Annotated in this window: 12 protein-coding genes; 7 read left to right on the forward strand and 5 right to left on the reverse strand. The window is 71.1% G+C overall.

Annotated elements, in window-relative coordinates; genetic code table 11:
- Positions 1-103: 103 nt before the first annotated feature.
- Entirely contained in the window at positions 104-550 is a 447-nt protein-coding gene (locus AB0411_RS36240; RefSeq protein WP_366421487.1) for a DUF1772 domain-containing protein, read from the reverse strand.
- Between the two features lie 94 nt (positions 551-644).
- Here AB0411_RS36240 and AB0411_RS36245 point away from each other — a divergent pair, with 94 nt between their 5' ends.
- Complete coding sequence (locus AB0411_RS36245; protein WP_366421488.1) at positions 645-1,220, forward strand: TetR/AcrR family transcriptional regulator; 576 nt, start codon at positions 645-647, stop codon at positions 1,218-1,220.
- 178 nt (positions 1,221-1,398) lie between these two features.
- On the opposite strand, the gene AB0411_RS36250 is transcribed toward AB0411_RS36245, so the two are convergent.
- On the reverse strand, positions 1,399-2,280 hold the full coding sequence (locus AB0411_RS36250; RefSeq protein ID WP_366421489.1) for a 1,4-dihydroxy-6-naphthoate synthase: 882 nt from the start codon (positions 2,278-2,280) through the stop codon (positions 1,399-1,401).
- A 235-nt stretch (positions 2,281-2,515) separates the two neighbouring features.
- Between AB0411_RS36250 and AB0411_RS36255 the strand changes: the two genes are divergently transcribed.
- From AB0411_RS36255 to AB0411_RS36265, 3 genes are all read left to right on the forward strand, one after another.
- Positions 2,516-3,598 (forward strand): arylcarboxylate reductase, encoded by a 1,083-nt coding sequence (locus AB0411_RS36255; RefSeq protein WP_366421490.1) that lies wholly within the window; start codon positions 2,516-2,518, stop codon positions 3,596-3,598.
- Between the two features lie 66 nt (positions 3,599-3,664).
- Positions 3,665-4,828 carry an aminofutalosine synthase MqnE gene (gene mqnE / locus AB0411_RS36260; protein WP_366421491.1) on the forward strand — a complete coding sequence of 388 codons (1,164 nt, stop codon included), beginning with the start codon at positions 3,665-3,667 and terminating at the stop codon, positions 4,826-4,828.
- 60 nt (positions 4,829-4,888) lie between these two features.
- The gene (locus AB0411_RS36265; RefSeq protein ID WP_366421492.1) at positions 4,889-5,194 is read left to right on the forward strand and encodes a ferredoxin; all 306 of its coding nucleotides are present in this window, start codon (positions 4,889-4,891) and stop codon (positions 5,192-5,194) included.
- A gap of 260 nt (positions 5,195-5,454) precedes the next feature.
- Here the strand turns inward: AB0411_RS36265 and mqnC are convergent, their stop codons facing one another.
- From mqnC to AB0411_RS36280, 3 genes are read right to left on the reverse strand one after another with little or no spacing between them, the layout of a single operon-like run.
- Entirely contained in the window at positions 5,455-6,678 is a 1,224-nt protein-coding gene (mqnC, locus tag AB0411_RS36270) for a cyclic dehypoxanthinyl futalosine synthase (protein WP_366421493.1), read from the reverse strand.
- Between the two features lie 46 nt (positions 6,679-6,724).
- Entirely contained in the window at positions 6,725-7,630 is a 906-nt protein-coding gene (locus tag AB0411_RS36275; protein WP_366421494.1) for a menaquinone biosynthetic enzyme MqnA/MqnD family protein, read from the reverse strand.
- Between the two features lie 45 nt (positions 7,631-7,675).
- Complete coding sequence (locus tag AB0411_RS36280; protein WP_366421495.1) at positions 7,676-8,446, reverse strand: thioesterase II family protein; 771 nt, start codon at positions 8,444-8,446, stop codon at positions 7,676-7,678.
- 322 nt (positions 8,447-8,768) lie between these two features.
- Here AB0411_RS36280 and AB0411_RS36285 point away from each other — a divergent pair, with 322 nt between their 5' ends.
- The 3 genes from AB0411_RS36285 to AB0411_RS36295 all read left to right on the forward strand — a co-directional run bounded on the left by AB0411_RS36285 (position 8,769) and on the right by AB0411_RS36295 (position 13,366).
- Positions 8,769-9,170: a DUF6069 family protein gene (locus tag AB0411_RS36285; protein ID WP_366421496.1), complete on the forward strand. Its 402-nt coding sequence runs from the start codon at positions 8,769-8,771 to the stop codon at positions 9,168-9,170.
- Entirely contained in the window at positions 9,167-10,150 is a 984-nt protein-coding gene (locus AB0411_RS36290) for an ACP S-malonyltransferase (RefSeq protein WP_366421497.1), read from the forward strand. The genes AB0411_RS36285 and AB0411_RS36290 overlap by 4 nt, the downstream gene beginning before the upstream one ends.
- A 141-nt stretch (positions 10,151-10,291) precedes the next feature.
- Positions 10,292-13,366, forward strand: coding sequence for a non-ribosomal peptide synthetase (locus tag AB0411_RS36295; RefSeq protein ID WP_366421498.1), 3,075 nt, complete (start codon positions 10,292-10,294; stop codon positions 13,364-13,366).
- The last annotated feature ends 82 nt before the right edge of the window (positions 13,367-13,448 follow it).

Raw genomic sequence — 13,448 nt, forward strand, 5'->3', positions numbered from 1 at the left:
AGCGGCCAGACCAACTACCTGGTCGAGCAGGCCAAGCAGGAGCTCTTCGCCCAGGGCGTCGACGAGAAGCAGTTCCCGGCCGGCGCCCCGGTTCTCGAAGCCGTCAGACGAGCGCGACGGCGAACAGTGCGAAGGCGCACACGATGAGGCCCACCCGCAGGTAGTGGAGCCGGTCCCACCGCCCCACCTGCTGCTTCCAGTCCGTGGGCACGCCCTCGTGCGACCAGGTCGCCACCCGCTTGTTGATCGGCACCAGCAGCAGGATCGACATCACCACGCTCAGTACGAGCAGCGCGGTGCCCGTGGCGACGAGCGAGGCACCGGCGCCGCCCCACCCCACCGCGGCCCACACCGACCCGAGGACGACCGAGCCGATGTACCAGAACGGCATGATCCGGCCGAGGATGCGCGCGCCGTCGCTGCGGGCGTGGACTCCTCCGTCGTTCGAGAGCCGGTCGAGGATCGGGTTGACGAACACCGCCACCGCGAACTCCACGCCCACCATCAGCCCGACCACGACGACCGTGATGACGGCCAGTGCGTTCTGCATGTCCCCTCCCAAGGACCGGACCTAGCGGCGCTAGGTATTGAGTCAATGCTAGACATGCCGCCGCTCGATTGTCTAGCGGTGCTAGAATCGCCGTATGTCGGTACGTGAACGCAAGGAACGCGAGCGGGCCAACCGCCACCAGCTGATCATCTCCACCGCCCGCGAACTCGCCGAGAGCGACGGCTGGGACGCGGTCACCACACGCCGGCTCGCCGAACGGATCGAGTTCAGCCAGCCCGTGCTCTACAGCCACTTCCGGGGGAAGAGGGAGATCCTGGGAGCGGTCGCGCTGGAAGGGTTCGCCGAGTTGACGACCGCGCTGCGCGCCGCGGCACCAAAGGGGCCCGACGACCGCGCGACGGTGGCCGCACTGGCCCGCGCCTACACCGACTTCGCCACGGACAATCCCGCGCTGTACGACGCGATGTTCAGCCTCGACAACGGTCTCCCCTTCGCCGACGAGTCCACGCCGGCGCCGCTGCACGAGGCGTTCGGGGTGTTGCGGGAGCATCTCGCCGGCCACGCGCGGCCGGATGAACCGGGGCTTTTCGTCGAGGCGTTCTGGGCGGCGCTGCACGGACTGGTCACCCTCACCCGCGCCGGGCGGCTCCCCGCCGAGCGGGTATCCGACCGCCTCACGCTCCTGGTGGACCGCTTCGTGTCCCGCTAGGCGATCTCTTCAGGTGGCCTCGGAGGGTGGAGGACGGACCGGCGGTCGTCCGCCTGCCGACTGGGCCGGCCCCCTCCCCCGCATCACATCCGATGGGGAACGTGACACCGCGATGACGACGTCCGGCCGACACCCGGGAAGTGACGACTACGCCCGGCCGACACCCGGGAAGTGACGACTACGCCCGGCCGACACCCGGGAAGTCGAGCGCGCCGGGAGCGACGGGCGGGACGAGGCCCTCGGCGGCGGCGCGGCCGAGCAGCTCCCGCACCGCCCCGTAGCCGTCCTCGCCGAGGCCGGCGGTGTAGTCGTTCACATACAGCCCGATGTGCTGCTCGATCACGTCCGGGGCCATCTCCTGGGCGTGTTCCAGGACGTAGGCACGGGAGGCCGAGGGGTTGGCCCAGGCGAAGCGGACGGAGCCGGCGGCGGCGCGGGCCACCGCTCGCAGCCGCTCCTCCCCGAGGTCCCGCCGGGCGACGATCGCGCCGAGCGGGATCGGGCGGCCGGTGGCGCCCTCCCATTCCTCGCCCATGTCCGCGAGGCGGTGCAGCCCGTACTGCTGATAGGTGAAGCGGGCCTCGTGGATGACGAGCCCCGCGTCGACCGTGCCGTCCCGGACCGCGGGCATGATCTCGTGGAAGGGCATCACCACGATGTCCCCCACTCCGCCCGGCACGGCCCGCGCCGCCCACAGGCGGAACAGCAGATACGCGGTCGAGCGCACGCCGGGCACCGCCACACTCCGCCCCGCCAGCCGCGCCGGGCCGGAGCCGGCCGGGCCGTCCTCGGACCGGGTGAGGACCAGCGGCCCGCAGCCGTGGCCCAGTGCGCCGCCGCACGGCAGCAGCGCGTACTCGTCGAGCACGTACGGCAGGGCCGCGTAGGAGATCTTCAGCAGGTCCCCGGCGCCGCGTTCCGCGAGGCCGTTGGTGACGTCGATGTCCGCGATGGTCACCGCGAGTCCGGGAGCCTCCGGGAGCAACCCGTGTGACCAGGCGTGGAACGCGAAGGTGTCATTGGGGCACGGTGAGTGGGCGAGCGTCAGCCGTTGGGCCATGGGTCCCCTCCGCCGGGGTTCGTGCGGGCTGCCGGCGCGGAGTTCCGGCGCCGTACCTCCCAGGAAACCCGTTGTGGGTATGGGGATTTCCCCAGAGTGGCTCGGCGAGTATGGAAGGGCCGCCGGCGTTGCCGTGTCGGACTGTCACCCCTGTGCCGGCCCGGCCGGGGGACGCGGGCGGCGGCCCGACTCCCGCAGATCCGCACGCGGCCTTCCCGGAAGGAAAGGAACGGCGATGCTGCCGACCACCGCACCACTGGACGCCTCCCGCATGGAGCGGTGGCTGTCCATGGACCTCGACGCGTGGACCCGGCATGTCGTACGACGTCACTTCGCTCCGGACTCCGGGAGCCCTTATTGGCTCAAGCGCCGTGACACGCTGGATTTTGAGCCGTTCGACATCACGCGCTACGCCGAACTGTCGGCGTTCGGTCATTTCACCCTCGCCGAGCTGCGGGACCTCGACCCCGTCGATCTGGTCCCGCAGGCCGTGCCGCGCCCGCTGTCGGGCCGGGTCTTCGGCTCGGGAGGCACCACCGGCAGGCCGTGCCATGTCTTCTACACCGGCCCGATGCTCGACCACCACGCCCTCTGGCGCCGGCGCGGCCTCCTCACGGCAGGTTTCGCACCGGGCCGCACCTGGATCCATGCCACTCCCGGTGGGCCGCATGTGGTGGGTGAGGGCGCCGCGCAGATCGCCCATCTGCATGCGTCGGTCGTCTACGGGATCGACCTCGATCCGCGCTGGATCAAGCAGCTCATCCGGGGCTGCCGGCTGGCCGAGGTCAATCACTACGTCGAGCACGTCGTCGAGCAGATCACGGACCTCATGAGCAGCCGCCGGATCGACTACCTGGAGACGACACCCGCACTGTTCCAGGTGCTGGCACGGCGGCGTCCGGAACTGGTCGGACAGCTCGACGGTGTCGGGCTCGGCGGCACGCAGTTCGTGCCGGCGATGTACCGGGAGTTCGCCGGGGCACTGGGCGGCGGTCTGATCGGGGCGGCCTACGGGAACACGTTCGGCGGTGCCATGGGCCTGCCCGCGGAGCACGACGGCGACGTACTTCCGTACGTTCCGCACTACCCGCAGGTGACCATGGCCGTCGTCGACAAGAACGACCCGACGCGGACGGTGGGCTACGGGGACGTGGGACAGGTCCGGCTCACCGTGTTGCACGAGGATCTCTTCCTGCCCCGCATCCTCGAACGCGACCAGGCCGCGCGGTACCGCACCTCGGCCGACTGGCCCTGCGACGGAGTGGCGAATGTGCAGCCGCTGCAGGTCTCCCGGGCCGCTCCCGAAGGAATCTACTGAGGCGACGCCATCAGCGCCTGAGAACACTTTTTCACCAAGGTCTAGCACTGAGGAAGGTAGTTGGGGATGGACGCAGGACTCAAGCGTGAGCTGGAGGAGAAAGTCCGTGCGGGAGAGCGGCTGACCCGTGAGGACGGCATCGCCCTCTACGGGTGCGACGATCTGGCCTGGCTGGGCGGGCTGGCCCATGAGGTGCGGACGCGCAAGAACGGCGATGTCGTCCACTTCAATGTGAATCGCCACCTCAACATGACGAACGTGTGCACCGCCTCCTGTGCGTACTGCTCCTTCCAGCGCAAACCCGGTGAGCAGGACGCGTACACGATGCGCATCGAGGAGGCCGTCCGCCTCGCCAAGGCGATGGAGAACGACAACCTCACCGAGCTGCACATCGTCAACGGCCTGCACCCGACCCTGCCGTGGCGCTACTACCCGCGGTCGTTGCGCGAGCTGAAGAAGGCCCTGCCGAACGTCTCCCTCAAGGCCTTCACCGCCACCGAGATCCACCACTTCGAGACCATCTCGGGCCTGTCCGCCTCGGAGATCCTCGACGAGCTCATCGACGCCGGCCTGGAGTCGCTGACCGGCGGCGGCGCGGAGATCTTCGACTGGGAGGTCCGGCAGCACATCGTCGACCACCGCACCCACTGGGAGGACTGGTCGCGCATCCACCGCCTCGCGCACGAGAAGGGCCTCAAGACGCCCTCGACGATGCTCTACGGGCACATCGAGGAGCCCCGCCACCGCGTCGACCACGTGCTGCGGCTGCGTGAGCTCCAGGACGAGACCGGCGGCTTCCAGGTCTTCATCCCGCTGCGCTACCAGCACGACTTCGTCGACATGCAGGACGGCAAGGTCCGCAACAAGCTCCAGGCGCGGACCACCATGGCCTCGGGCGCGGAGGCCCTGAAGACCTTCGCGGTCTCCCGCCTCCTCTTCGACAACGTCCCGCACGTCAAGGTCTTCTGGGTGATGCACGGGGTGTCCACGGCCCAGCTGGCCCTGAACCACGGTGCGGACGACATGGACGGCTCGGTCGTCGAGTACAAGATCACGCATGACGCGGACGACTTCGGCACGCCGGACAAGCTGACCCGCGAGGACATTCTCGAACTGATCCGCGATGCCGGCTTCCGCCCCGTCGAGCGCAACACCCGCTATGAGACCATCCGCGAGTACCCGGGCCCCGACCCCGAGCGCCGCGAGTCGCCCCAGCCCATGCGGGTCTGAAGCCCGCCGGCCCGAGCGCCCGAAACCACAGACCAGGACCACGATCAGCAGGCAGGCGGTATGTCCACCAAGGCGAACGTGAACGACGACAATCTCGAGGTCTGGATCGACCAGGACCTCTGCACCGGAGACGGCATCTGCGTGGAGTACGCGCCGGAGGTCTTCGAGCTGGACATCGACGGCCTCGCCTATGTGAAGGGTGAGGACGACGAGTTGCGCCAGGAGCCCCGGGCTACCGTGCCGCTGCCCCTGGATCTGATCCGGGACGTCGCGGACTCGGCCAAGGAGTGCCCGGGCGAGTGCATCCACGTACGGCGCGTCAAGGACGCGGTGGAGGTCTACGGACCGGAGGCCGAGTCGGCCTGACCGGGGCCGGCGGGCCCGCAGGACACGCAGACGCAGCGAACGGGCCGGCTCCCGGAGAGTTCTTCTCCGGGAGCCGGCCTGTCGGCATGGGCCGCGGCCTCTGCCCGCGGGGGCGGCCCGTCGGTATGACGCGGCGGCCGGTTCCACACGGCGGCCGTCGGCCGGCGTTCAGCGCAGCACAGCGGTGGCCGGATCAGTGTGATCCGGCCACCGCTGTCGGAGGGGGCGGTACGTGACGAGCGGCGAGGAAGGCGAGCCGGTCAGCTCGCCCCGATCACCTTCAGCTCGGGGTGGCTGCGCGCGGCGTCCGGGCCGTCGAGGGCGGTGGAGGACAGATGGGAGACCACGTGGTCGTCGACCGGGTCGTTGGCCGGGTCGTCGTGCACCACCAGGTGCTCGTAGGTGGTGGCGCGCTGCGCCGGGACCCGGTCGGCCGACCGGATCAGCTGCAGCAGTTCCATGCGGTTGGAGCGGTGCTTGGCGCCTGCCGAGGAGACCACGTTCTCCTCCAGCATCACCGAGCCGAGGTCGTCGGCTCCGTAGTGCAGGGCGAGCTGCCCTGCCTCCTTGCCGACCGTCAGCCAGGAACCCTGGATGTGCGGCACGTTGTCCAGGAAGATCCGCGCGATGGCGAGCATGCGCAGATACTCGAAGACCGTCGCCTGGGTCTGGCCCTTCAGGTGGTTGTTCTCCGGCTGGTAGGTGTACGGGATGAAGGCGCGGAAGCCGTGGGAGCGGTCCTGGACGTCGCGGATCATCCGCAGGTGCTCGATCCGCTCGGCGTTGGTCTCGCCGGTGCCCATCAGCATCGTCGAGGTCGACTCCACACCGAGTCCATGAGCCACCTCCATGATCTCCAGCCAGCGCTCGCCGGACTCCTTCAGCGGCGCGATGGCCTTCCGCGGGCGGGCCGGCAGCAGCTCGGCGCCGGCGCCCGCGAAGGAGTCCAGACCGGCGGCGTGGATGCGCTGGATCGCCTCCTCCACCGACACCTTGGAGATCCGCGCCATGTGCTCGACCTCGGAGGCGCCCAGCGAGTGGATGACCAGCTGCGGGAACGCCTTCTTGATGGCGGAGAAGTGCTCTTCGTAGTACTCCACGCCGTAGTCGGGGTGGTGGCCGCCCTGGAACATGATCTGGGTGCCGCCGAGTTCGACGGTCTCCGCGCAGCGGCGCAGGATGTCGTCGAGGTCGCGGGTCCAGCCCTTGGCGGTGTCCTTGGGCGCGGCGTAGAAGGCGCAGAACCGGCAGGCCGTCACGCAGACGTTGGTGTAGTTGATGTTGCGCTCGATGATGTACGTCGCGATGTGCTCGGTGCCCGCGTAGCGGCGGCGGCGGATCGTGTCGGCCGCCGTGCCCAGCGCGTGCAGCGGAGCGAAACGGTAGAGGCCCAGCGCCTCTTCTGGGGTCACCCTGCCGCCCTCGGCGGCACGGTCCAGTACGGACTGGAGGCCACGGTCGGTGGCTTCGGACGGTCGGGGCATGTCGACGGCCTTTCCGGGTGTGTTTTCGGGCTCGTTGCTGGTCATGTCACGTGCTGATGGCTTCGGCGCCCAGCAGGCGGACACGGACGTCCGGCGGGAAGCCGGCCGGTCCGCCGCCCACCCTGCGGGCGAATTCCGCGATTCCGGCGAGCTGACGCTCACCGAGGCTGAAGTCGAGGGCGGTGGTGTAGTAGTGCTCCAGCGTCTCGGCGTCGAACGCCTCCCACCGGGCGGCCTGTTCGCAGACCTCCTTGACCTCGGCGAGGGCCAGATCGCGGGACGCCAGCAGAGCGGCGTGTACGCGGCGGACGGTCTCCGGCTCCCTGGCGAGGAAGTCCCTGCGGGCGGCGAAGACGGCGAAGACGAAGGGCAGTCCGGTCCAGTCGCGCCACATCCGGCCGAGGTCGTGCACCTGCAGACCGAGCCGGGGCGCGTCGTGCAGGGCGGCCCGCAGGGCGGCGTCACCGATGACCACGGCCGCCCGTGCCTGCTGCATCATCGCCGCGAGGTCCGGACGGCAGACGAAGTACTCGGGCCGGACGCCGACCGACTCCGCGAACAGCAATTCGGCGAGCCGGACCGATGTCCGGCTGGTGGATCCGAGGGCGACGGGTTCGCCGTCGAGCTCGTCCAGCGGGACCTGGCTGACGATCAGGCAGGACTCCACGGGGCCGTCGCTGCCCACGGCGATGCCCGGCATCGCCACCAGGTCGTCGGCGTGCTTGAGGAATTCGAGGAGGCTGATCGGCCCGATGTCGAGCGTGCCGGCGACGAGGGCGTCGCTCAGGCCGTCCGGGCTGTCCTTCCTCAGGTCCATGTCGAGCAGGCTGCCGCTTCTGGCCAGTCCCCAGAACAGCGGCAGGCAGTTGAGGAATTCGATGTGACCGACCCTGGGCCGTCGCCCGGTGCGCGGTGCGGGCGTGGCCGACGCGGTGAGTAGGGGTTCAGGCATGGCTGTCAGGCTCCAGGGGGCTCGGTCGGGGCAGCGGGGCGGCACCTACGCGTGGGGGGTGAGGGCCACGGAGGCGAAGTGGTCGCTGAGCACGGTCATCACTTCTTGCGGCCGGTCGGCCAGGTAGAAGTGCCCACCGGAGAAGACCCGCAGAGCGAAGTCGCCGGTGGTGTGCGCCTCCCAGGACCGGGCCTCGTCGAGGGAGGTCTTGGGGTCGTCGTCACCGATGAGCACGGTGACGGGGCAGCGCACGACGGCCCCGGGATCGCTCCGGTAGGTCTCGACGGCCTTGTAGTCGCTGCGCAGCGCGGGCAGCACCATCCGCAGCATCTCCTCGTCGTCGAGGACCCGCGCGTCGGTGCCGCTCAGCGCCCGCAGCTCCGTGACGATGCCGTCGTCGTCCCGCCGGTGGACCTGTTCGTCGCGGTACGCGGACGGTGCCCTGCGTCCGGAGGCGAACAGTTGCAGGGGGCCGTCCCCGTGGCGTTCCAGGCGCCGTGCCACCTCGAAGGCCACCAGCGCGCCCATGCTGTGGCCGAAGAAGGTCAACGGCCGGTCGCACCAGGCTGTGAGCGCCTCGGCGATCCGGTCCGCCAGGAGGCCGATGTCGTCGATCGGCGGTTCCTTGCGGCGGTCCTGCCGCCCGGGGTACTGCACGGCGATCACGTCCACGCCGGGGCTGAGCGCGGCCGAGACGGGGTGGTAGAAGCTCGCGGAACCGCCGGCGTGCGGGAAGCACACCAGGCGCCGGCCCGCGTCCGGGGCCGGGTGGAATCGCCGGCACCACAGGCCGTCGTCCGCAAGGGGTGAACTCATCGTGCTGATCCGTCCTTTCCAGTGGACCGGCCCGGCCGCGCCACGGCCGGCACCGTCGTCCCGAGCGGATCGGGAATCACTTGCTGCCGCCACTATCCAGTGGGGCCGGACCACCAGCACAAGGGCTACCGGCCCGATGCGGGGGAAGTCTGGGCGTTTCCCCGGTTCTCAGGTGTGGGGGAACCGGACCGGTGGCGCGGCGGAGCACCCCGGGCCTAGCCTCACGGTGCAGCGGTCGCTGCCCGTGAACGACAGCGGTCCGGCTACCGGTTGCGCCCGCCGTGCCGGGTGTTGTCCGTCCGTCTCAGGAGGTTGGTTCATCATGGCCGCGACGTCACCACGGTCCGCCCGGTTCCTGGCCGTCCTCGGGACCGTCGCCGCCACGCTCGTGGTGTGGGTGATCGCCACGGTGCTGCTGGGGGTGACGCTCGATGCGCGGATGAAGCCCGGCGCCGCGGTCCAGCACATCGGCCCGGCCGCGGTCGTCCTCGCGAGCCTCGTCGTCGGACTCGCCGCCTGGGCGCTGCTCGCCCTGCTGGAGCGCCTCACCGCGCGTGCGCGGCGGGTGTGGACGGTCGTCGCGGTCGTGGTCCTCGTGCTCTCCCTGATCGCCCCGCTGCAGAGCGGAGTCACGACCGGCGCCAAGGTGACGCTGCTGTGCATGCATCTGGTCGCGGCCGCGGTCCTGGTGCCGGCGCTGGCCCGGCCGGCCGTCCGGCGATGACGGACACCGGTCTCGCATTCCTCTGCGGAACCGATCTCGACACCTTCGACCCGAGCGGACCGGCCGCGTTCTACGACAGCTCTCCGGTGCTGCGCCACCGGTACCGGCAGGTGGCCGACTGGACGGGCGTGACGCCCGGACGGCTGCTCGGCAGGGACCGTGCCCGGGCCGGGGCGCGGGAGCGCGCCCTCCTCGGCCGGCTGGCGCCGGCGACGGCGATGCTCGGCATCCATGACGTGCTCGCGGTGCACCGGATCCGGCCCGGTGTGCTGGGCGGCCTGGGCGTCGGGGCGATGGTCGCGTCCTGTCTGGCGGGCGCCCTCCCGCGCGACGCGCTGATCCGGACGCTGGCCGACGGCGGCAGCCCCGACGAGCCGGACCGTGCGGGAGCCGTCGCGCTGGCCTTTCTGCCGGCCGGCCACGACCCCGAGTGGTACCGCGGTGCCTTGCACGCAGGGGTGCGGTACTGCGGCTCCCTGGGCGAGGACACCAGCGGAACGTACCGGGTGGTGCTGCTGACCGGGTACGCCGATGCGCTGGGGCGGCTTGCCACCGAGGCCCCGAAGGGCGCCGTCCGGATCGGCGAGAGCCCTGGTGTCACGGTGCACGGCCCGCTCGGCCGGGCGGCCCACCGCAGGATGCGCCGTCTGGTGACCGGTCTCCCGTTCACCGCCCCCGTTCTGCCGCTGTGCTCCGCGCTGGAAGCGAAGACCCTGCGTACGGCGGACGACGTCGGCGAGCTCTTCCTGCGGAACGTGGTGCAGCCCGCCGACCTCGGCTCGCTCACGGCGGAGATGCACGCGCACGGCACCCGGCTCGGGCTCGTCCTCGGGCCGTCCCTGCCCAGGAACCTGCTCCGGTTTCCGTTCCCCGTCGTCCATGTGGAATCCCCGGCCGACATCGCCCGGGCGATCTCGGCGATCCTGGAATTCGGCGTGGAGATGTCCCCGGCGGGGCACCGCATGCCGCACTGGGCGTAGGGCGTTCCCGGGCTCCTCCCCCAGTTCTGCGGATTCCGTGGTTCCCGGGCCGGGGAATGCTAAGCACCCCCCTAGTCATCGGCGGCGGAAGATGGCGCCCAACCGGCAGGACAGAGCCGGCTCGCTCCCCGGAGGCCAGGAATGCGTGACCCTTCCGCACGTCAGCTCTACACCAGACCCCTGTCGGCCGAGGAATGGCTGTACGTGGGCATGGGCGGCCGGAACACCATTCAGCACGTCATCGAAGGCGACGGAACCCTGGACGCCGAGGAACTCACCAAGGCCGTGGCGATCGCCTCGGAGGCGTGCCCCGGCACCCGGCTCAGGCGGCAGGGACGCCGCTGGGTGGACAGCGGGGTCGCCCCCTTGGTACACGTCCTGCCCGGCCCCTTCGACGGAAAGCGGCTGGATTCCCCGGCGCTGCGCACGCCGCTGAGCCCGTCGGGGCCGACCTGTGAAGTGCTGCTCGTTCCCGGGGATCCGGTCACCGTGGTCTTCCGGGCCTGCCATGCCGTGACCGATGCCCGGGGCCTGCTGCCCTGGGCCGTCGATGTGTTCCGGGTGCTGCGCGGTCAGCAGCCGCTCGGCGCGCCCGCACGGCTGAACAGTGACGAGTTTCTGCAGCGGCTCGATCTGCCGGGCGGCCTGCCGCCGATTCCGCAGGGCGTGGGGAAGCTGGAATGGCCCTCTCCGCTGGGGCAGTTGCCGCGAAGGGGGCGCGGCCTGGTCTGGCGGCGCCGTACCGTCGACGGCAGCCACCCGGCGGTCACGGCCAAGGTGACGACCGCCCTTGCCGCGGAATACGGACCGCAGGGCAGGGGGCAGTTCTTCGTTCCGGTCGATCTGCGCCGCCATGACGCGTCGATCCGTTCCACGGCCTGGCTGTCCCAGGCGCTGGTCGTGGACGTCCGCCCGGGGGACGGTTGGGAGGAGACGCATCACAGGATGCTGACCGCGCTCTCCGCGAAAGAGGAACTGGCGCTGCGCACCGAGCCCCGCCTGCTGCGGGCGCCGTTGCCGGTGCTGCGCCTGCTGTCGGCGGCGGTCGACCGTACGGCCGTCCGCAAGGGCCGCTTCTCCGCTCTGGGCTTCGTGACGCATCTGGGCGCCTTCGCCCTCCAGGACTTCAGCGCCGCCGGATTCCGGGCCAGGACGCTGTTCACCCTGGGCGGCACCGGTCCGGGCAGCCCGCCGTCGATCGAGATGATGGAGAGCGGGGGCCACACCGAGATCACCGTGGCGTGGCAGGACGGCCCCGGTGTCGCGGAGCGCGCCGACGCCCTGCTCGACCACGTCGAAGAGGCGCTGTCGCCCCGCGCGCACCGTCACTGGGCGGGCAACGAGACCGCGCGAGCGCTGCCCACCGACGCTTCGGTGGTCCGGCTCTTCCGCGAGCAGGTCCGGCGGACGCCCGACAGGGTGGCGCTCAGCGGGCCGGAGGGCCCGGTGACCTATGCCGAACTGAGCCGCCGCGCGGATGCCGTGGCCGCCGGACTGACCCGCCGCGGCGCCGGCCGGGGCACCGTCGTCGCCCTGCTCGCCGACCGGTCGGTGGCGGGCGTGGCGGGGCTGTGGGGGGTGCTGCGGGCCGGATCCTGCTATCTGCCGGTGGATGCGCAGCATCCCGATGTCCGCCTGGCCGGGCTGCTGTCCGCTGCCGGGGCCGCGTACTGCCTGGTGGAGCGGCCCTACGAGCAGCGCGACTGCATACCGGACGGGTGTGTGCCGCTGGTGCTGGACGACCTGATGGCCGAGGCGGCGGACCCGGAGGGTTCCGGCGCGGCGGAGGACCACGCGTCCGGCCACCGCGGCTTCGAGGATGCCGAGGTGGCGCCGGACGACCTGGCCTACATCATCTACACCTCGGGGTCGACGGGCCGCCCCAAGGGCGTGCAGATCGAGCACCGGAGCCTTCAGCACTACGTCCACTGGGCCACCCGGGAATTCGGGGTGGACGCCGACACCCGCCTCCCGCTCCTCACTTCACCGTCCTTCGACGTCTCGGGCACCTCCGTGTTCCTGCCCCTGCTGGCGGGCGGCGAGGTGATCCTCCTGCGCGACGAGCCCCATCACCTCTCGCTGCGCCGCCTGCTGGAGCGCTCGGGCGCCAATACGCTGAATCTGACGCCCTCCCATCTCGATCTGATCGGGCAGCTGGACATCCGCCCGGCCGGGTTCCGCACCCTCATCGTGATCGGTGAGCAGCTGAGGGTGGAGGTCGCGGCGCGGGCACAGGAGATGTTCGGGGCGCAGTGCCGGATCATCAACGAGTACGGGCCCACCGAGGCGACCATCGGGTGCACGGCGTACACCTTCCGGCCGGAGGCGGATGCGGAGCGGGCCGTGGTGCCGATCGGGATGCCGGCCGACAACACCCAGGTGTTCCTGCTCGATGCGCAACGGCGGTTCGTCGCCCCGGGCGGGGTGGGCGAGATGTACCTCGGTGGCGCGCAACTGGCCCGCGGCTACCGTGGCCGTCCGGACCTGGACCAGGAGTGCTTCCCCAGGCTGGCGGACGGCACCCGGGTCTACCGCACGGGTGATCTGGCCCGGGCCCTGCCCTCGGGCGGGTTGGAGTTCATCGGACGCGTCGACAACCAGGTCAAGGTGCGAGGGCATCGGGTGGAGCCGGCGGAGGTGGCGCAGAGTCTGGAGGGCCACCCGGCGGTCGACCGGGCCGTGGTGGTGGCGCGGGCCAGGCCCGGCCGGCCCGGCAAGTCCCTGTGCGCGTACGTGCTGGCCGACGCGGAGCTCACACCGCAGGAGTTGACTGCCTACGCCACCGAACGGCTCCCCCGTTACATGGTGCCTGCCGCGATCCTCGTCGTGCCGGAACTGCCGTACACGGTCAGCGGCAAGGTCGACGAGAAGGCTCTGCCCGATCCCCTCACGGAGGAGTCGGGCTCCGGGTCAGCGGGCCGGGCGGGTTCGGCCGCGCCGGTGGATCCGGTGGAGGAGGCGGTGGCGCGGGTGTGGGCACGCGCCCTGGGCGTGGAGCGCTGCCGGCTCGACGGGCAGGCGGATTTCCACCGGATGGGCGGTGACTCGCTGTCGCTGCTGGCGATGGTCGCCGGGGTCTGCCGCGAGGTGCTGGAGGCCGGCGGGGAAGAGGCGTTCATGGCGCATCTCGCCACGATCATCAGCGAGCCGACGCTCGACCGGGTGGTCGCGCTCTGCCGCGCGGCGGCTGCCGGAGACCGGCAGGCGCAGGTCTGACCGCTACGGCTGGGTCCCGTTGCTGCCCGAAGGCCCGTGGCCGGCAACGGGATCGGCCAGGAGCGGATCCGGAGTTCCGGGG

Source organism: Streptomyces angustmyceticus (genome assembly GCF_040701845.1).
GTDB classification, from domain to species: Bacteria; Actinomycetota; Actinomycetes; order Streptomycetales; family Streptomycetaceae; genus Streptomyces; species Streptomyces angustmyceticus_A.